This window comes from Streptomyces sp. Mut1 (assembly GCF_030719295.1).
GTDB lineage: Bacteria > Actinomycetota > Actinomycetes > Streptomycetales > Streptomycetaceae > Streptomyces > Streptomyces castrisilvae.
This window is the reverse complement of record NZ_CP120997.1, coordinates 6941334-6959246: the sequence shown is the minus strand read 5'-3', so window position 1 is coordinate 6959246 and position 17913 is coordinate 6941334. Positions and strand designations below refer to the sequence as shown.

Here is a 17913-nt window from a genome sequence, read left to right as displayed (position 1 = left end):
GCCCCGCCCCCGCGTCCGTCAGTCGGCGAAGACGGCGGCCTCGTAGACCCAGGCTCCCCCGTACCGCACGAAGCGGCTCTTCTCGTGCAGTGAGCCGGGGTGGCCGCCCACCTCGTAGTGGGCCCGGAAGGTGACGGTGCCGGTGGTGTGGAAGGCACTGCCCTCCGTCGTCCCCAGGACCTCCAGCCCCTGCCAGCGCTGCCCGGGATCGAGGTCGAGGACGTCCGGCCGGTGGTCCGGGTGCCAGGTCCGCAGCAGATACCCGGCGTCCCGGACGACGAAGGCGGCGTACCGCGAGCGCATCAGCGCCTCGCATGTCGGCGCCGCGGCCCCCGCGTGCAGCCGGCCGCAGCACTCGGCGTAGCCCGCGGGCAGCCCGCAGGGGCACGGCGAAGCCGGGGTGACCTGGGGGGCGGGGGTGGAACGGGGGCCCGCGGCGGCCGGGCGCCGGGAGCGGGAGGTGCGTCGGGACATGGGTCCATTGTGACGTGCGGGAGGAACGGGCCCGCCGTGCGGGTCAGGTCAGCAGGAAGTCCGCCTGGCCGGCCTTGGCGCCCTGGATGAAGGCGGCGATCTCGTGGGGGGTGTAGATCAGGGCAGGGCCGTCGGGGTCCGCGGACTGGCGCATGGCGATTCTCCCGTCGGCCAGCTTCATGGCCTCGACGCAGTTGCCCCCGTTACCGCCGCTCCACGGCTTGTACCAGCCTTCGGAGCCGAGGTCAGCGGCAGGCATGCCGTTGTATATGGGTGTCATCACAGCTCCTTGCGGAAGTCCCGGAGGATTTCCTTCGTGCGTTGTGCAGTCGCGGCCTGGGCCGCCATGCGGTCCATGACTTCGAGGTAGGAAGCCACCTCCGGTCGCGCGTCGAAGTAGACGGCCCCGGTCAGGTACTCGCTGTAGACCATGTCGGGCAGCTCGGGGACGGCGAACCGGAAGAGCACGAAGGGCCCGTACGTCCCCGGGTGGTGCCCGGTGGAGAACTCCGCGATCTGGAGGGTCACGTTGGGCATCGCCGTGGCTTCCAGCAGCTTGTCCGCCTGGGCGCGCATGATCTCGACACTGCCCACGGGGCGGCGCAGGACGGTCTCGTCCATCACCACCCACAGCCGCGGGGCGTCCGGCCGGGTCAGCAGGGACTGCCGCTCCATCCGCAGCGCCACATGGCGCTCGATGTCCTCGGGCCTGGTCTGGCCGACCGCGCCGGTGCGCATCACCGTGCGCGCGTAGTCCTCGGTCTGGAGCAGTCCTGGCACGAAATGCGGCTCGTACATGCGCAGCAGGCTCGCGGCGCCCTCCAGGCTGACGTACATGCTGAACCAGTCGGGCAGCACGTCGTGGAAGCGCTGCCACCAGCCCGGCCTGTTGGCCTCCTCCGCCAGTTCGACGAAGGCGTCCGCCTCCTCGTCCGAGATCCCGTAGGCCTTCAGCAGGACCTGCACATAGGGAATCTTGAGCGCGACCTCGGCGGTCTCCATCCTGCGTATCGTCGCCGGAGCGACGCGCAGCACCTTGGCGGCTTGGTCCCGGCTCATCCCGACACGTTCCCGCAGGTCCTGCAGGCGCTTGCCGAGAACGACCTGGCCCACGGTCGGGGCGGACCGCGGTTCGCTCACTTCAGACCTCCCCATGCGCTGTATCCGTGCAGTGTGCCATGCGCGTCCCGTCAAGAACACAGCCACTCTGGAATTTTCAGAGTGCCTCTTGCCAAGTGTTCGCGACAGGGGGAGAGTTGGTACGCGAATCAGTTGACCAGTCATACCCGTGACCTTCCTCGAAGATCGCGAAGCGTGACGCAGCCCCCACTGTGAGGATTCGGTCGTGGCACCTGGCAGTGCGCTCATCCCCAGGCTCATGGATCTCAGCCCGGGGACCGAAGCGCTCCGGTACTGCTTCGCGCTGCCCGCGCGCCCCGAATCGGTCGCCGGCGCCCGGCGCCTGACGAAGGCCCGGCTCGGCGAGTGGTGTACGGGCGAGGACACACGGGAGGCAGCGGTCCTGATCGTCTCGGAACTGGTCACCAACGCGGTGGTGCACACCGCCAGCGCACGGGTCGTGTGCGAGCTGCGGTACCTCCCGGCCGGTCTGCGCATATCCGTACAGGACCAGGGACACCAGCCCTGCGGGCCGAGACTGGGCCGGGGCGCCGACGACGAGCACGGACGCGGCCTGCTGCTCGTGGACTCGCTGTCGAGCGCCTGGGGCGCGCACGACGCCGGGGACGGCTCGGGCCGCATCGTCTGGGCAGAACTGCCGCACGGCACGGAGCACTCATGCTGAAGAACGCCATGCACCACATCCTCGGACACCGCCGCTCCCGCGAGCCCGGCCTCTCCCCCGGCACCGGCCGGGTCCAGCTGCCGCTGCCCGCGACCCTGTCGGCGAGCCTGGGCTGCGACGCGGTCGGGGTGCCGGCCCGCTACGGCTTCCGGCTGATGTCCCATCTGCCGCGCACCGGCTGCGTCTTCGCGGACGCCGAGCGCTGGTGGTGGATCGTGCCGGCCGGCTCCGATCTCGACCTGGACTGGCCCGAGCAGGCGGCGTACGCGCGCGGAACCTGCGTGCCCGCCGTACGGCCCCGGCTGATCCACCAGCCCGACAGCCGTACGCCGTACACCCCGCCGATCCCGCTGTTCCTGATGGTCTGCCAGGTGACCGGGGTGACACCGTCATGGACGCAGCCGATCGGGCCACGGGCGGTCTCCGCCCCCTGACCCGATCGCTGTCCTGCCTCCGGCCGCCCCAGGAGGCCGCACGGCCCCCGGCGGTCTCAGACCGTTGCCGCGAAGGCGTCGACGCCCGTGAGGCCGGCCGACAGCGCCCACAGCCGCGCGGCCTGGCCGGGGTCGGTCGCGGCTGTGTGCACTCCCCCTTCGCGGCCGTCTTCGGCCGGCTCGGCGATGTCGCAGTCCTCGCAGTACACGCCGCCCATGCCTGCCAGCAGGGGCGAGGTCGCCGCCCAGACCTGTGTCGCCGCGCCCTGTTCCGGGGTCTTGAAGGCGGGGTCGCTCGGGTTGCCCTCCTCGTCGATCCAGCCGGCCTCGACCATCTCCGCCCTGGGGAGGTGGCGTTGCAGTGGGGTGAGGATGCTGCCCGGGTGCACCGCGAACGCCCTGACTCCGGCGTCGCGGCCGAGGGCGTCGAGGTGCACGGCGAACAGCACGTTCGCCGCCTTGGCCTGGCCGTACGCCTGCCACCGGTCGTAGCCGTGCTCGAAGTGCGGGTCGTCCCAGCGCATGCCCATGCCGTGGGCGCCGGAGGACACGGCGACCACCCGCGCCCCGCCGGGGGCGAGCGCCGGCCACAGGCGGTTGACCAGGGCGTAGTGGCCGAGGTGGTTGGTGGCGAACTGTGCCTCCCACCCCGGGCCGACCCGGGTCTCGGGGCAGGCCATGACGCCGGCGCTGTTGATCACCAGGTCGACGGTCCGGCCGGAGGCCAGGAACCGGTCGGCGAAGTCGCGGACGCTCTCCAGGTCGGAGAGGTCGAGGTCGTCGGTCTCGACGCCCGCCAGCCCCTTGACCGCGTCCCGGGCGGCCTCCGGGCGCCGGGCGGGAACGATGACGCGGGCCCCCGCGGCGGCCAGTGCCCGGGTCGTCTCCAGCCCGAGCCCCGAGTAGCCGCCCGTGACGATCGCGGTGCGGCCGGCCAGGCCGATCCCGCTCAGGACCTCGTCCGTGGTGCTGCGGGCGCCGAAACCCGATCCGATGCTGTGCTGCGGTGTGGTCATGCAGGGGGACGTTAAGTGCTGGAGCGCGCTCCAAGTCAAGCGCGGGAAGGGGCGGCCGGCGTCCCCCGGCGCAGATGGGCCAGCCCCGGGTGGGCGTGCGCGTAGCCGTCGACCAGCCGGCGGGCCACGGAGACCGAGTCGACCAGGGGGTGCAGGGCGAAGGCCCGTACGGCGTCCTCGCGCGATCCGCTCGCCGCCGCGGCCAGGACCGCGCGCTCGACGGCCTTCACCGAGGTGACCAGGCCGGTCGCGTGGTACGGCAGCGGGTCGACGGAGACCGGATGGGCGCCGTTGGCGTCGACCAGGCACGGCACCTCGATGACGGCGTCCGCGTCGAGCACCGCAAGCGTGGACCCGTTGCGGACGTTGAGAATGAGCGAGGTCTGCTCGTTGCGTGCGACGGCCCGCATGAGGGCGACCGCGACCTGTTCGTAGCCGCCGGAGTCCAGGTCGCTCTCCTCGCGCTCACCCGCGCCGGCCACCTCCCGGTTCTCGGACATGTAGGTCGCTTCGCGCTCGGCGCGGGTGCGGTCCCAGGTGGCCAGGGCGGGGGTCGCCGGGTCCTTCATCCGGCCGTAGAAGCCCTCCTGCTGCTCACGCAGGAAGGCGCCCCGGGTCTGCGCGGCCTCCTGGTAGGCGCGGACCGCCTCGCGGTTGAAGTAGTAGTAGTGCAGGTATTCGTTGGGGACCGAGCCCAGCGAGCGCAGCCAGTCGGCGCCGAAGAGGCGGCCTTCCTCGAAGGAGCCGAGCAGCCCGGGGTCGGCGAGCAGGCGCGGGAGTTCGTCGCGGCCCCCGACGTACAGCCCGCGCACCCAGCCGAGGTGGTTGAGGCCGACGTAGTCGATGCGGGCCAGGTCCGGGTCGGCGCCCAGCACCCGGGCGATGCGGCGGCCGAGGCCGACCGGTGAGTCGCAGATGCCGATGACGCGGTCACCGAGGTGGTGGGACATGGCCTCGGTGACCAGTCCCGCCGGGTTGGTGAAGTTGATGACCCAGGCGTGCGGGGCGAGCCGGGCGATGCGCCGGGCGAGGCCGACGGCGACCGGCACGGTGCGCAGGCCGTACGCGATGCCGCCGGCGCCGACCGTCTCCTGGCCGAGGACGCCCTCGTCCAGCGCGACCCGTTCGTCGGCCGCCCGGCCCGCGAGGCCGCCGACCCGGATCGCCGAGAAGACGAAGTCGGCGCCGCGCAGGGCCTCGTCCAGGTCGGTCGTGGCGAGCACGGCGGGCGCGTCCGGGATGCCTTCGGCCTGTTCGGCGAGGACCCGGGCGACGGCGGTGAGCCGGTCGGCGTCCGTGTCGTAGAGGGTGACGGCCGATACGCGGCCCTCGGCGTGGTCGGCGAGCAGCGCCCCGTACACCAGTGGAACCCGGAATCCGCCGCCGCCCAGAATTGTCAGCTTCACGCTTCCGCATGGTACGGGGGGCGCCCTTGCGCCGGGCGCCCCGTCGCCGCCGTGTCAGTCGCCGTTCCACCAGCGGGTCACGACGCGCCACAGCCGGGTGGACGCGCCGGGCTTGCGCTGGCCCGGGACGCGTCCGGCCGCCGATCCGTCGGCCGTCGTGGTCGCCCCGGAGGGGGCGGAGGCCGACGGTGCCTGGTCCGGGTCCCCGGGGACGGTGGCGCGGACCGGGGTCGGCGCGGTGTGCCGGACGGCGGACCGCACCTCCCAGTCCTGGCGGGTGGCCGGGTTGGGCTTGCCCATCGACGGCGGCTCGCGGTCGTCCTGCGGGGATCGCGGGGCGAACTCGGCGGGGAGTTCGGCCAGGTGGCGGCTGACCAGGTTGCCGACCCACCGCAGTTCGGCGTCCTCGACCGCGAGTTCGAGGTCGGGCAGGCGCATCATCAGGGCGTCGACGCCGACGTCCGCGATGGCACGCCCGATGTCCTGCCCCGGGCACTCGTGGGGCCCGCCGCTGAACGCGAGGTGCGCGCGGTTGCCCTCCATGTCGGCGTTGAGGTCGGGACGCACCACCGGGTCGGTGTTGGCCGCCGCGATACCGACGATCAGAGCGTCGCCGGTCTTGATGTGCTGTCCGCCCAGCTCCGTGTCGCCGACCGCCCAGCGGCCGAGGATCGCGGCGAACGGCGGCTCGTCCCACAGGGTCTGCTCGACCGCCTCGGGCACGGTCATGTGGCCGCCGCTGAGCCTGGCCCGGAAGCGCGGGTCGGTGAGGACCATGCGCAGCACGTTGGAGATCAGGTTGGTGGTCGTCTCGTAGGAGACGATGAGCATGAGCCGCAGGTGCTCGGCGACCTCCTTGTCGTTCATGGCGGCGGGGTGCTCGACCAGCCAGGTGGCGAAGTCGTCCGCGGGTTCCCGGCGGCGGCGCTCCACGAGACGGGTCAGCGCCTCCACCATGTAGGCGTTGCTCTGGACGGCCGTCCCGGTGCCCCGGATCATGTCGCGGGCGGCCTGCACCATCCGGTCGTTGTACTCCTCCGGCATGCCGAGGATGGCGCACATGACCATCATCGGCAGCCGTTCGGCGAACTCGGGGACCAGGTCGGTGCGGCCCTCGCGGCAGAAGCCGTTGACGAGCCGGTTGCTGTACCGGTTGACGTGGCGCCGGACCCCGCGCGTGTCGATGCGGGCCATGGAGTCGGTGAGGGCGCCGCGCTGCCGTTCGTGGGTGGCGCCGTCGGCGAAGGCGCAAATCGGCTGCCAGGCGACCTGCGGGGCCAGCGGGTGGTCCGGCGCGATGGTGCCGTCCTGCAGGGCCCACCAGTGGCGCGAGTCGCGGGAGAACTGCGAGGGCGTACGGGTCATGTGCAGGTTCTCGCTGTGCCCGAGCACCAGCCAGGCGGGCACGTCGCCCTGCAGCAGCACCGGGGCCACCGTGCCGTGCTCGGCGCGCAGCTTCTCGTACAGGCCCCGCGGGTCCTGTTCCGCCTCGGGGCCGTAGAGCCGGCGCAGGCCTCCGGGGCCGACGCCCAGGCCGTGGGCCGGGCATCCGGGGGGCGGGACCGGCCCGGTGTCCCGGCCGTGGTCGTAGGGAAAGGGGGTTGTCACGATCGCTCCAGGGGTCAGGCCGCAACGGGCCGGACGGATGGGGTGCGCGGTGGGGGCGCGCGAACGGGTGCGGGTGGGGTGGTGCGCGGGTCAGCCGACCGGGAGGGCCAGGCTGTGCAGGTAGCGCATCAGCGTCATCAGCACATCGCGGCTCGAAACGCGCAGCCGGGCGTCGCAGTCGATCATCGGGACCTCTTCGGGCAGGTCCAGGGCGCTGCGCAGCGCCTCGACGGGGTGTTTCGGCGCGTCGGGGAAGGTGTTGATGGCGACGACGAACGGCACGCCGCGTTCCTCCAGGCGCCCGATGACGTCGAAGCTGACTTCGAGCCGGCGGGTGTCGATGAGGACGACGGCGCCGAGCGCGCCTTCGAACAGGCCGTTCCACAGGAACCAGAAGCGTTCCTGGCCGGGGGTTCCGAAGAGGTAGAGGATGAGCTCCTCGCTGATGCTGATCCGGCCGAAGTCCATGGCGACGGTGGTGGAGGTCTTGCTCTCCACCCCGGAGTTGTCGTCCACGCCGACGCCGGCCTGCGTCATCGTCTCTTCGGTGGTCAGGGGCCGGATCTCGCTGACCGAGCCCACCATGGTCGTCTTGCCGGCTCCGAACCCCCCGACGATCACGACCTTCACCGCGGCGGTCGCCGTGGTGGGCAGGACGTCCTCGCTGCGGGGGCCCGTGATCGTGTCAGAGTTTCTGAAGTCCATGCATCACCGCTTCGAGGAGGGACCTGTCCGGGAGGGTCGCGCGGACGATCGGGGCACGCGATTCGATCAGCCCGGTCGCGAGGAGTTCCGTGAGGAGCGAGGTCACCACGCTGAACGGCAGGCTGAGGTAGGCGGAGAGTTCCGCGACGGATAACGGGGCCCGGCAGAGCCGGAGGATCACTGCCTGCTCGGGCTGGACCATGGGTGACGGTTCGGCCTTCGAGACAATCATGGTGACCAGGTCGAGGGCTGCCCGCTCGCTGCCGTCGGGATCGCCGGTGATGACGTAGAGCCGTTCCGGATCGCTCGGGCCGGCTTCGGTCTTGCGGCGTTCTCGTCGGGGAACGTTCATACGACCTGCCCGTCGTGGCGGGGCGGACTCGTGAGGTGGGCGCCGATCCGTACGACCAGGTCACGCATCCGCGCCCCGACGAGTCCGGCGTCCACCGTCTCGCCCGCGAGCACCGCCAGATAGGCTCCGGTGCCCGCGGCCATCAGGTAGAAGAAGCCGCCGGTGACCTCGATGACGACGAGCCTCATCCGGCCGTCGCTGTACGGGATCTCGGAGGCGACGGCCGCCGCCAGGCTCTGCAGTCCGGCGCAGGCCGCCGCGAGCCGGTCCGCGACGTCGGGGTCGCCGCCGTGCCGGGCGATGCGCAGCCCGTCGGCGGAGAGCACGACGATCTGGTGGATGTCCGGGACATCGTCGGCCAGCTCTTTGAGCATCCAGTCCATGTTGCCCCGCTGCTGGATCACTTCAGGTCTCCCTTGTCCCACGCGTCGTCAGAGTCATCGCCCGTCCTGGGGTCCTGGGGCACGCCGTTGGCGGCCTTGGTGAACGCCTCCAGCCAGATCCCGGGCGGCGGTTCCTTGCCGTTCTCCTGGCCGTTGCCGTTGCCGTTGCCGTAGCTGTGGCCGTGGCCGTTGGTCCGGCCCGCGGTGGGGTCGGACGACTGGGCGGGGAGGTTGTGCGAGCCCAGCGGTGCGCGGCCCCGGCTGCGGCGCTGCGGGAGCCCGCCCGCGGTCCACTCGGTCACGACGGGCGCTTCGTCCTCCATGGCGACGGCCGGGATGACGGCGCTCGGGGCGGAGGACACGGGTCCGGTGGCGGGCCGGGCGGCCACGGGGCTCGGCTTGCGGCGGTTGCTGCGGGCCGGGACGACGTGCTTCATGTCGTCGAGGTCGATGTCGCTGGTGGGCCGCGAGGTGGCGCCGATGCCGTGGGCGATGCCGGGCGCGGGACCGGTGGTGATCATGGCGCGGGGCACGATGAGCACGGCCCGTACGCCGCCGTAGGCGGACTGCCGCAGCGAGACCTGGAGGTCGTACATCCGCGCGAGCCGGCCGACGACCGCCATCCCGAGGCGGGGGGACTCGCCGAGGTCGTTCATGCTGGAGCCCGCCTGGGCCCTGGCGAGCATGTTCTCGGCCCGTGCGCGGGCCTCCTCGCTGAGGCTGACGCCGCCGTCCTCGATCTCGATGGCGATGCCCGTCTGCACCTCGACCGCGGTGACGTGCACCCGGGTCTGCGGCGGCGAGTAGCGGGTGGCGTTGTCGAGGAGTTCGGCGCAGGCGTGGATGAGCGGTTCGACCGCGGTGCCGATGATGGCGACCTTGGCGATCGAGTGCAGATCGACGCGCGGGTACTCCAGGATGCGCGACATGGCGCCGCGCAACACGCTGAACAGCGGTACGGGCTTGGGCCACTGGCGGCTGGGGCGGGCTCCGCCGAGTACCGCGATGGAGTCGGCGAGGCGGCCGATCAGCGCGGTGCCGTGGTCGATGCGGAGCAGGTCGTCGAAGACGTCGGGGTTGCGCCCGTGGTGCTCCTCCATCTCCCGCAGTTCGCTGGCCTGGCGGTGGACGATCGCCTGGACGCGGCGGGCGACGTTGACGAAGGCGCGCTGGGCGGAGTCGCGGGTCGCCTCCTCGTTGTCGATGATGTCCAGCACGGTGTAGACGAGGGCGCGCTGGGCGTCGGGGAGATGGCGGTGGACCGGGTCGGCGTCCACGACGTCGCGCAGCACCTCGTCGGGCGAATTGCCCACCCGCAGACGGTGGATGGCGGCCGGCAGCAGTTCCCTGCTGATCCGCACGGTCTCGGTGTCGTGGTCGGCGATGCGTCGTTCCAGCGCGGCGACACGCTGCTCGTACTCCGCGCGACGGCGGCGGATCGTCCTGCCCCGGCGGGCGATCTCCACGGCGAGCGCGCCGACCACGACGGTGGCGAACGCTCCGCACCAGATGACTGGTATCCGCGCGGGCTCGGCAACCAGCGCCGCGGCGGCGGCAGTCGCGCCCGCCATCACGACGACGGGCAGCAACAGGGCGCGGGCGACGGGGGCTTCCCGTACGGCCGGCGGTGATTCAACACGGACCATCTGAACCTCTGGCGGTTGATTCGGCTTTATTCCGGAGATTCGGCACTTGCAGGGCAGTCGGGAGCAAGCGCTCGATTCATCTCAACTCGGCTTCACTGTGCGTGAGCTTAGTCAGATCGAATCAGTGCTTCCGCACATTCCTCCAACCCCCTGCGCGAGCGCTCCCGCGGTAATACACTCACGAGTTTTTGCACGCAGCGCCTTCACGCGTGTGCGGGGAGTGACGACACGGAGGAATGAGGAAGAATCGCCCCACAGAGCGACAGATGGGCACATGTGATCGAAGGGGCCCGTACGAGTGATGACGGGCCGGGGCGCGCGCCGGGCGCGCGCCCTCGGAGGGTCAGGGGCGGGCGCCGCCGATGCGGCCTTCCAGCTGGACCAGCAGCTCGCTGAGCTGTGCGCTCAGCCGGTCGCGGGACTCGGCGTCCAGGCCGGAGAGCACCGCGCGTTCGTAGGCCAGCTGCCGGGGCAGCAGCCCGTCGACCAGGTCGCAACCCTCGTCGGTGAGGCGTACGTAGGCGACCCTGCGGTCCCGTTCGTCACCGCGGCGGGCGATCAGGCCGCGCTCCTGGAGGCCGCGGAGCCGCTTGGTGACGGCGGCTCCGGAGGAGAAGGTCTCCCGGGCCAGCTCGCCGGGGGTCAGTTCGCGTCCGGTACGGCGTACGGCGCCCAGCAGGTCGAACTCGGCGCGGGTCAGCCCGGCCGCCCGCAGCGGCGCGTCCTCGGCCTGCTGGAGCAGGGCGGAGCAGCGGTTGATACGGCCGATGAGCTCCATCGGGCCGGTGTCCAGCTCCGGGTTGACGGCCCGCCACTGCCGTACCACCGAGGCGACGATGTCGTCGGTCACACCGCTCCGTTCTCCTGGGCGGGGGCGGTCGGCCCCTGCCGTTTCGCTGTCGCGGCGAGCGTACGGTGTCCGGCCTGCTCGGCGGCGAGCACCGCCTCCTGGGGCAGGGCGCGCTGCCACCATTCACCGGCCGCGGTGTCGTCGGCCTCGCGCAGTTCGACCAGGGAGCCGGTGAGCCTGCGGCGGGCGGCGTCGAGCGCGGCGGGGGCGGGCTCGGGGGCCGCGAGGGTCCGCACGGCATGGGCGCGGGCCTGTTCGGCGGCGGCCAGCGCGCGCTCGACGCGGCCGGTGGCGCGGCGGTTGGTGACGACGACGGCGGCGAGGAAGCCGACGGCCGCGCCGATCACGGTGTCCAGGACCCGGTCGCCGATCAGCTCGCCGGCCGGGTGGCTGCCGGCGTACTCCAGGACGAGCAGCGCCATCGGCGTGACGGCGACGGAGCCGAGCCAGTAGTTGCGGGTGATCAGGGCCTCGGCCGCGAAGCCGAAGAGGAGGCAGAAGCCGATGAGGGCCAGCGGGGTGCTCCGGGCGGCGGGGAGGACCGCGGCGAAGACCAGGACGCCGATGAGGTTGCCAAGGGTGCGCTGGAGCGTGCGGTTCCAGGAGAGCGTGACGTTGGCCTGGTAGAGGGAGGCGGCGGTGACGATCGCCCAGTAGGGGCGGCCGACGCCGACGGCCGAGCAGACGTAACCGGCCAGGGCGCAGCCGACGAGGGTGCGGGCGGCGACCGGCAGCAGTGGGGAGCCGGGGGCGAGGCCCTTGAGCAGGGTGCGCCACGAGCTGCCCCGGGCGGCGCGTTCGGCCTCGACGCCGAAGAGTTCGGCGTCGGTCCCGGGGGCCTCGGGCGGGGCGGGGACGGGGCCGCGGGCGCGGGTGCGCCGGGCCCACTCGCGCAGCCGGGCGGCGTCGGCCGCGTCCGGGGTGCCGGTCAGGGCCGAGGTCTCGGCGTGGACGACGAGGCGCTCCAGGGCGCGGCGCGCGGGGGTGGGGCGGCCGGCGGCGATGAGCGTCTGCCAGGCGGCGTGGACGGCGGCGACCGCGGCGCGGCGGGTGGCGTGTCCGGGCGCTTCGGCGTGGGCTGCGGCGGCGCTCAGCGCGCGGGCCGTCGCACGGCGTTCGGGTCCGTCGCGGCGGATCAGGGCGGGGGCGACGACGGCGACGAGCCAGGAGACCGCGCCCGCGCCGAGCGTGAGGACGAGGTGGCCCGGGACCTGGCCGAGCGTCTGCGGGACGAACAGGGCGGCGGAGCTGACGAAGGTGAAGATCACCGGCCCCGGGGGCCCGACCCGGGAGGCGTCGCACAGCAGCTTCTGCCCGGCCGCCAGGAGCGCGCCCGCGGCGATCAGCACGGCGGTCGAGCCGGTCAGCGAGGCCAGGACGAGGGCGATGCCCAGACCGGCGGTCATACCGAGGACGACGGCGGCGACGGTGCCGGCGCGGCGCGCGTACGGGAGGTTGTGGCCGTACAGCGCACAGAGCGAGCCGGCCATCGTGTACATCACCAGGTCGAGGCGGCCCAGACAGAGCAGCACCAGGTTGGGTACGGCCGTGGCCACGACGACGCTGGTGGCCGGCTTGAACCACATGTCCGACGGCCGGACCAGACGCAGCGGGCCGGTCAGCGGGAGCCTGCGGACGGCCGGCTTGCGGAACCTGATGCTTGTATCACTCACTCATATACCTTAACAGGTATTACACCAGTAAAATACTTGGCCCGGACCAGCCCGGGAGCCGGCCACGGGCCCCGGACGCACCACCGCCCGCGCCCCTCGCACGGTGTCGTGCGAGGGGCGCGGGCGGTCGCGCAAGGAGGGCGGAGCCTCAGCCCAGGCCGCGGGCGTCCTGCTTGAGGGCGGTGTCCACGGTCAGGGCCGTCGCCACCACCAGGCTCAGCAGCGGCTCGGGCAGCTGGTAGTGGATTTGGAGGACGTAGTTGTCCGCCGTCGTGAACAGGGTCTTCGCGAGGCCTTCCCAGGTCTTGGTGATCCGGGCGATCTCCGCGTCGTTGTGGTCGACGATCGCGAAGTTCCAGGCGCGCCAGTTCTCGGCCTTGATCGCGCCGACCTGCTGCCCGTCGACCATGATCGCGAAGTTGATCTTGCCGATGGCGTTCTGCTGGACGATCTCGCCGACCGGCTGCCCGTCGGGGCGCTGCACGATGACCTTGGACTTGATGAACTTCGCCGGGCGGGTCAGCAGCAGCTGCGGCTGCCCGTAGGCGTCGCGGATCTCCAGCCGGTGGGTCAGGTACTGGTCGATGCTGGTGAGGAACCTCACCACCTTGCGCACAGCGCCCTGGCCGACCTGGACGACCGACCCGATGGTGTTCCCGTGCTGGTCGAAGACGCTGTACTCGTTCGTCACCTCGATCAGCTTGGCCTTCTGGTTCACCACCAGGACCTGCTGATTGAAGAGCGAGCCCGCACCGGGGGCGCCGCCCTGCTGCGGGACGGCCGGGGGCTGCTGGGGGGCCGCCTGCTGCTGGGGCGACTGCTGAGGGGGCACCGGAGCCTGAGCGGGGGCCTGGGGCTGTCCCTGGGCCTGGCCGCCACCACCCGCGGGGTTGGTGTGCTCGGTCCACTGGGAGCCGTCCCAGTAGCGCAGCAGCTGAGGGGCGCCGTGCGGATCGGGATACCAGCCCGCAGATACGTTCGAGTGCGTTGTCACCGGGGCACACTATCCCGGCGCGCCGAAAGCGGAACCCCCTGTCCATGGATGCACAGGTTCACCGGACCCCGTCCCGTACTGCTTGAATCTTCACGCGCCGCGTACGATGTGCCGCGTGAAGAGGCTGAGCGAGGGCGCGGACCGGCTGCGCGGCACCGGCGCGCCGATGGTGCTCGCCTGGGTGCTCATCCTGGTCGCCCTGGTCTCCTGCTGCTCGTCGCCCTCGTCCGGGGAGCACGCCTCCTCCTCCCACGAATTCGCCCCCGCGTCCGAGTTCGCGCCCGCGTCCGCGCTCGCCCCGTGGACGGACCTCACGGCGGTGCGCACCGTGGTGGCCGACGCCCCCCGTCACCGGGGTACGGGCGACTCCTGCCACGGCACGTCGGAAGGCTCGGCGCCGGTCGTGCTGTCCGGCCAGCCGGCTCCGGCCGCGGTTCCGTCGGCCGCCGTCGCGGTCCTCCCGGCCCGCCCCCTCACCGGCGGCACCCGCATCCGGGGCCCCTCCAACGACGCCGTCGGCGACGTCGACCGGCTACGCCTCCAGGTTCAGCGGATCTAGGACGGCCGGGGATCTCCCCTGCCCGCGTGCGGACTCCCCCGTACGCCGTCCGTCCTGTCCCGATCCGATGAACCCGAGGACCCGTCATGGCTTCCGCCAACAAGCAGAACACCGCCTCCACCGCCCGCCGCGCCAAGCTGGAGGAGGCCCGCCGCCGGGAGCGGGCCCGCGAGCGCCGCTCCCGCGTCATCACGCTCACCGTCGGCGTCCTCGTGGTCGCCGGTCTCGTCGCCGGGGGCGGCTATCTGATGAACGCCGCCGACGACCAGGACAAGGCCGAGGCGGCCGCGAAGTCCTCGCCCGTCGACGGCGAGAAGAGCTGGGACGATCTCACGCAGAACCATGTGGAGAAGACGGTCGACTACCCGATGAACCCGCCGGTCGGCGGCGACCACAACCCCGTGTGGATGAACTGCGACGGTGACGTCTACACCGCGGCGATACCGAAGGAGAACGCCGTCCACTCGCTGGAGCACGGCGCGGTGTGGGTGACGTACACCAGCAAGGCGGCCCCCGCCGACGTGAAGAAGTTCACGGAACGGGTGTCGGGCACCCCGTACTCCCTGATGAGCCCGGTCGAGGACCAGGCGGCGCCGCTTATGCTCAGCGCCTGGGGCAAGCAGCTGACCGTGAAGAGCGCCACCGACGCCCGGGTCGCCCAGTTCTTCACCAAGTACGTGCAGGGCCCGCAGACCCCGGAGCCGGGCGCCGCCTGCACCGGAGGGATCGACAAGTGACATCCGATCCGCGCACGTCGCGGCCGCTGGTCCTGGCCGGCGGGGCCGTACTGCTGCTGGCGCTCGCGCTGGTCGCGCTGACGCTCGTACGGCCTTCGTCGCCCGCCTCCCCGGCGGTTTCCGCGTCGGCGCCCGCCGACTCATCGGCCGATGTGGGATTCGCGCGTGACATGGCGGTCCACCACCAGCAGGCCGTCGAGATGTCGTTCATCGTGCGGGACCGCACCTCCGACGAGGCGGTGCGCCGGCTCGCGTTCGACATCATCAACACCCAGGCCAACCAGCGCGGCATGATGCTGGGCTGGCTGGAGATGTGGGGGCGGGCGAAGAGTTCCCCGGGGCCGGCCATGGCCTGGATGGGGCACTCCTTCACTCCGCGCGGCGACGGCGCGCTGATGCCCGGCATGGCGACCGACGCCGAGCTGGACGCCCTGCGGGCCGCCGAGGGCAAGGACGCCGAGGTGCTCTTCCTGAAGCTGATGACCGCGCACCACGCGGCCGGTGCCGAGATGGCCGAGGCGGCCGCCTCGGCGGCGGGCACCGAGGAGATCAAGAACCTGGCATCGGGCATGGTCCTGGGCCAGCGGTCCGAGATCGCGCTCATGGCCGACATGCTCAAGGAACGCGGGGCCGCCGCGTCCTGAGCGACGTGCCGGGTCCCGCCCGCGGGCGGGGCCCGGCACGTCCGGACCGCGCCCGTACTGACGTACGGAATCGCATAGGCTCAGGACCGATATGAAGAGCAACCTCACACCGCTGGGGCCCAAGGCCGACAAGGACACCGTCCGGCGCAGCAACCTGAGCCTCGTGCTGCGGGCCGTCCGCGACGAGGGCGAGGGGGAAGCGACCAGGGCCGGTGTCGCCGCGCGCGTGGGGCTGACCCGGGCCGCCGTGTCCTCGCTGGTCGAGCAGCTGCTGGAGAGCGGGTTCCTCACCGAGTCCGGCAAGACGTTCAGCGGCCAGGCCGGCCGCCCCGGCACCGCGCTCAAGACGGCCCGCACGGGCCCGTCCGGGCTCGGGGTCGAGGTCAACATCGACTACGTGTCCGTCTGCGTGGTCGACCTGGCGGGAACCGGGCGGGTCCGGCTCACCGAGCATCTCGACAACCGGGGCACCCCGCCCGCCGAGGTGCTGGCGCGGGCGGCCCGGATCGCCGCGCGCACCCTGGACTCGGCGCGCGAGCAGGAGCTGTTCCCGGTCGGCGTGGCCCTGGCGCTGCCCGGCCTGGTCTCGGGCGGCGCGGTGCGCCAGGCGCCCAACCTGGGCTGGAACCAGGTGCCGGCCGAGGAGCTGTTCGCCGCCTCGCTGGCCGCCGAGCGCCCCGGCCGCCGCGAGCTGCCGGTCCGCTCGGAGAACGAGGCGAATCTCGCGGCCCTGGCCGAGCTGTGGTTCGGCGGCCTGGACCGCGTCCGCAGCTTCCTCTACCTGACCGGCGAGATCGGCGTGGGCGGTGCCCTGGTGATCGACGGCGAGCTGCTGCGCGGGGCGCACGGCTTCGCCGGGGAGATCGGCCATGTGGTGGTGGACGCGCGGGGCCCGCAGTGCCGCTGCGGTTCACGCGGCTGCCTGGAGCAGTACGCGGGGCAGGCGGCGCTGCTGCGGGCGGCCGGCGTCGAGGGGGGCGGCGGGCTCGCGGTCGCCGAGCTGGAGAAGCGGGTACGGGCGGGCGACGAGCGGGCGGTCGGCGCGGTGGCGGAGGCCGGCCGGATGCTGGGGCGGGTGCTGTCGGGGGCGGTCAACCTGCTGGACCCGGACGCCGTGGTGCTCGGCGGGATCTACCGGAACCTGATGCCGTGGCTCTCGCCGCACGTCGACGAGGAGCTGACCGGCCGGGTCGTCTCCGGGCTGTGGTCCCCGGGCGGGGGCAGGCTGCGCGCCTCGTCCGTGGCGGGTGACGCGGCGCGGGGCGCCGCGGCGCTGGTGATGACGGACGTGCTGGCCGACCCGGTGGCGTACGCGGACCGGGCGCAGGCCTGAGGGGTACGCGAAGGAGGGGGCGGACGCGCGGCGCGTCCGCCCCCTCCCGGGCCCTGTCCGGCGGTGTGGTCAGCGGACGCCGAGCAGGTGGTCCATCGCCAGCTGGTCCAGGGCCTCGAACGCCATGCCGCGGCCCGCCGCCGCGTCCACGTCGAAGTCCTCGAAGGCGGAGCGGTCGGCGAGCAGCCCGGCCACGCCGTCCTCGGCGGTGCGCTGGGCCAGTTCGTCCAGGCGGGAGGCGCGCAGGGCCTCCTGGACGGCCGGGTCGGCGCGGAAGGCGGCGGCGCGCTCCTTGAGGATGAGGTAGTTGCGCATGCAGCCCGCGGCCGAGGCCCAGACGCCGTCGTAGTCCTCGGTGCGCGGCGGCTTGAAGTCGAAGTGGCGGGGGCCGGTGTAGTCGGAGTTCTCCAGGAGGTCGACGAGCCAGAAGGCCTGGCGCAGGTCGCCGGCGCCGAAGCGGAGGTCCTGGTCGTACTTGATGCCGGACTGTCCGTTGAGGTCGATGTGGAAGAGCTTGCCCGCCCACAGGGCCTGGGCGATGCCGTGCGGGAAGTTCAGCCCGGCCATCTGCTCGTGGCCGACCTCGGGGTTGACGCCCACCATCTCGGGGCGCTCCAGGCGCTCGATGAAGGCGAGGGCGTGGCCGATGGTGGGGAGCAGGATGTCGCCGCGGGGCTCGTTCGGCTTGGGCTCGATGGCGAACTTGAGGTCGTAGCCCTGCTCGGTGACGTAGTCGCCCAGCAGGTCGAAGGCCTCCTTCATGCGGTCGAGGGCGACGCGGATGTCCTTGGCCGCGCCCGACTCGGAGCCCTCACGGCCGCCCCAGGCGACGTAGGTGGTGGCGCCCAGCTCGACGGCCAGGTCGATGTTGCGGATCGTCTTGCGCAGCGCGTAGCGCCGGACGTCGCGGTCGTTGGCGGTGAAGGCGCCGTCCTTGAAGACGGGGTGGGTGAAGAGGTTCGTGGTCGCCATCGGGACGACGAGACCGGCGGCGTCCAGCGACTGGCGGAAGCGCTTGACGATGCCCTCGCGCTCGGAGTCCGTCGAGCCGAACGGGATCAGGTCGTCGTCGTGGAAGGTCACCCCGTGGGCGCCCAGCTCCGCGAGGCGCTTGACGGAGTCGACCGGGTCGATCGCGGTGCGCGTCGCGTCACCGAAGGGGTCCCGGCCCTGCCAGCCCACGGTCCACAGGCCGAAGGTGAACTTGTCCTCGGGGGTCGGTGCGAAGCGATCCGTCATGGTGGTGCCGCCTTCGGGGCCGTGGGTCCGCAGCCGGTCGGGCGGCCGAACCTCAA

The 17913-nt window shown here is 72.6% G+C and carries 20 protein-coding genes; 6 read left to right on the top strand and 14 right to left on the bottom strand.

Going from position 1 to position 17913, the window contains the following annotated elements:
* Window positions 1-18: 18 nt before the first annotated feature.
* The 3 genes from P8A18_RS30070 to P8A18_RS30060 are packed head-to-tail and all read right to left on the bottom strand — an operon-like array spanning window position 19 to window position 1614.
* Window positions 19-474, bottom strand: a complete 456-nt coding sequence (locus tag P8A18_RS30070) for a YchJ family protein (RefSeq protein WP_306059633.1) — start codon at window positions 472-474, stop codon at window positions 19-21.
* A gap of 43 nt (window positions 475-517) precedes the next feature.
* Window positions 518-754 carry a DUF397 domain-containing protein gene (locus P8A18_RS30065; RefSeq protein WP_018552530.1) on the bottom strand — a complete coding sequence of 79 codons (237 nt, stop codon included), beginning with the start codon at window positions 752-754 and terminating at the stop codon, window positions 518-520.
* Window positions 754-1614, bottom strand: coding sequence for a Sco1979 family transcriptional regulator (locus tag P8A18_RS30060; protein ID WP_306059631.1), 861 nt, complete (start codon window positions 1612-1614; stop codon window positions 754-756). Before P8A18_RS30060 ends, P8A18_RS30065 begins: the two co-directional genes overlap by 1 nt.
* A gap of 205 nt (window positions 1615-1819) precedes the next feature.
* Between P8A18_RS30060 and P8A18_RS30055 the strand changes: the two genes are divergently transcribed.
* Window positions 1820-2278, top strand: a complete 459-nt coding sequence (locus P8A18_RS30055; protein WP_306059629.1) for an ATP-binding protein — start codon at window positions 1820-1822, stop codon at window positions 2276-2278.
* The gene (locus P8A18_RS30050; RefSeq protein WP_306059627.1) at window positions 2272-2712 is read left to right on the top strand and encodes a hypothetical protein; all 441 of its coding nucleotides are present in this window, start codon (window positions 2272-2274) and stop codon (window positions 2710-2712) included. The genes P8A18_RS30055 and P8A18_RS30050 overlap by 7 nt, the downstream gene beginning before the upstream one ends.
* Window positions 2713-2768: 56 nt before the next feature.
* On the opposite strand, the gene P8A18_RS30045 is transcribed toward P8A18_RS30050, so the two are convergent.
* The 10 genes from P8A18_RS30045 to P8A18_RS30000 all read right to left on the bottom strand — a co-directional run bounded on the left by P8A18_RS30045 (window position 2769) and on the right by P8A18_RS30000 (window position 13345).
* Complete coding sequence (locus P8A18_RS30045) at window positions 2769-3728, bottom strand: SDR family NAD(P)-dependent oxidoreductase (RefSeq protein WP_306059625.1); 960 nt, start codon at window positions 3726-3728, stop codon at window positions 2769-2771.
* Window positions 3729-3763: 35 nt separating this feature from the next.
* Complete coding sequence (locus tag P8A18_RS30040; RefSeq protein WP_306059623.1) at window positions 3764-5134, bottom strand: 6-phospho-beta-glucosidase; 1371 nt, start codon at window positions 5132-5134, stop codon at window positions 3764-3766.
* Between the two features lie 54 nt (window positions 5135-5188).
* Window positions 5189-6742, bottom strand: coding sequence for a cytochrome P450 (locus P8A18_RS30035; RefSeq protein ID WP_306059621.1), 1554 nt, complete (start codon window positions 6740-6742; stop codon window positions 5189-5191).
* A 90-nt stretch (window positions 6743-6832) separates the two neighbouring features.
* Complete coding sequence (locus P8A18_RS30030; RefSeq protein WP_018552537.1) at window positions 6833-7447, bottom strand: GTP-binding protein; 615 nt, start codon at window positions 7445-7447, stop codon at window positions 6833-6835.
* A complete protein-coding gene (locus P8A18_RS30025) occupies window positions 7428-7799 on the bottom strand; it encodes a DUF742 domain-containing protein (protein ID WP_018552538.1) in 372 nt (123 codons plus the stop codon). Before P8A18_RS30025 ends, P8A18_RS30030 begins: the two co-directional genes overlap by 20 nt.
* Complete coding sequence (locus P8A18_RS30020) at window positions 7796-8203, bottom strand: roadblock/LC7 domain-containing protein (RefSeq protein WP_306059619.1); 408 nt, start codon at window positions 8201-8203, stop codon at window positions 7796-7798. The genes P8A18_RS30025 and P8A18_RS30020 overlap by 4 nt, the downstream gene beginning before the upstream one ends.
* Window positions 8200-9828: a sensor histidine kinase gene (locus P8A18_RS30015; RefSeq protein ID WP_306059618.1), complete on the bottom strand. Its 1629-nt coding sequence runs from the start codon at window positions 9826-9828 to the stop codon at window positions 8200-8202. The genes P8A18_RS30020 and P8A18_RS30015 overlap by 4 nt, the downstream gene beginning before the upstream one ends.
* A gap of 343 nt (window positions 9829-10171) precedes the next feature.
* On the bottom strand, window positions 10172-10678 hold the full coding sequence (locus P8A18_RS30010; RefSeq protein WP_306059617.1) for a MarR family winged helix-turn-helix transcriptional regulator: 507 nt from the start codon (window positions 10676-10678) through the stop codon (window positions 10172-10174).
* Window positions 10675-12351 (bottom strand): FUSC family protein, encoded by a 1677-nt coding sequence (locus P8A18_RS30005; protein WP_306059616.1) that lies wholly within the window; start codon window positions 12349-12351, stop codon window positions 10675-10677. The genes P8A18_RS30010 and P8A18_RS30005 overlap by 4 nt, the downstream gene beginning before the upstream one ends.
* Before the next feature lie 148 nt (window positions 12352-12499).
* Window positions 12500-13345: an LURP-one-related family protein gene (locus P8A18_RS30000; protein ID WP_306059614.1), complete on the bottom strand. Its 846-nt coding sequence runs from the start codon at window positions 13343-13345 to the stop codon at window positions 12500-12502.
* A gap of 106 nt (window positions 13346-13451) precedes the next feature.
* Here P8A18_RS30000 and P8A18_RS29995 point away from each other — a divergent pair, with 106 nt between their 5' ends.
* The 4 genes from P8A18_RS29995 to P8A18_RS29980 all read left to right on the top strand — a co-directional run bounded on the left by P8A18_RS29995 (window position 13452) and on the right by P8A18_RS29980 (window position 16618).
* Window positions 13452-13904: a hypothetical protein gene (locus tag P8A18_RS29995; protein WP_306059612.1), complete on the top strand. Its 453-nt coding sequence runs from the start codon at window positions 13452-13454 to the stop codon at window positions 13902-13904.
* Window positions 13905-13990: 86 nt separating this feature from the next.
* Entirely contained in the window at window positions 13991-14641 is a 651-nt protein-coding gene (locus P8A18_RS29990) for a thioredoxin-like domain-containing protein (protein ID WP_306059610.1), read from the top strand.
* Window positions 14638-15285, top strand: coding sequence for a DUF305 domain-containing protein (locus P8A18_RS29985; RefSeq protein WP_306059609.1), 648 nt, complete (start codon window positions 14638-14640; stop codon window positions 15283-15285). Before P8A18_RS29990 ends, P8A18_RS29985 begins: the two co-directional genes overlap by 4 nt.
* A gap of 91 nt (window positions 15286-15376) precedes the next feature.
* Window positions 15377-16618: an ROK family protein gene (locus tag P8A18_RS29980; protein WP_306059606.1), complete on the top strand. Its 1242-nt coding sequence runs from the start codon at window positions 15377-15379 to the stop codon at window positions 16616-16618.
* A 69-nt stretch (window positions 16619-16687) separates the two neighbouring features.
* Here P8A18_RS29980 and xylA read toward each other — a convergent pair whose 3' ends face one another.
* Window positions 16688-17857, bottom strand: a complete 1170-nt coding sequence (gene xylA / locus P8A18_RS29975; RefSeq protein ID WP_306059604.1) for a xylose isomerase — start codon at window positions 17855-17857, stop codon at window positions 16688-16690.
* Window positions 17858-17913 lie beyond the last annotated feature (56 nt).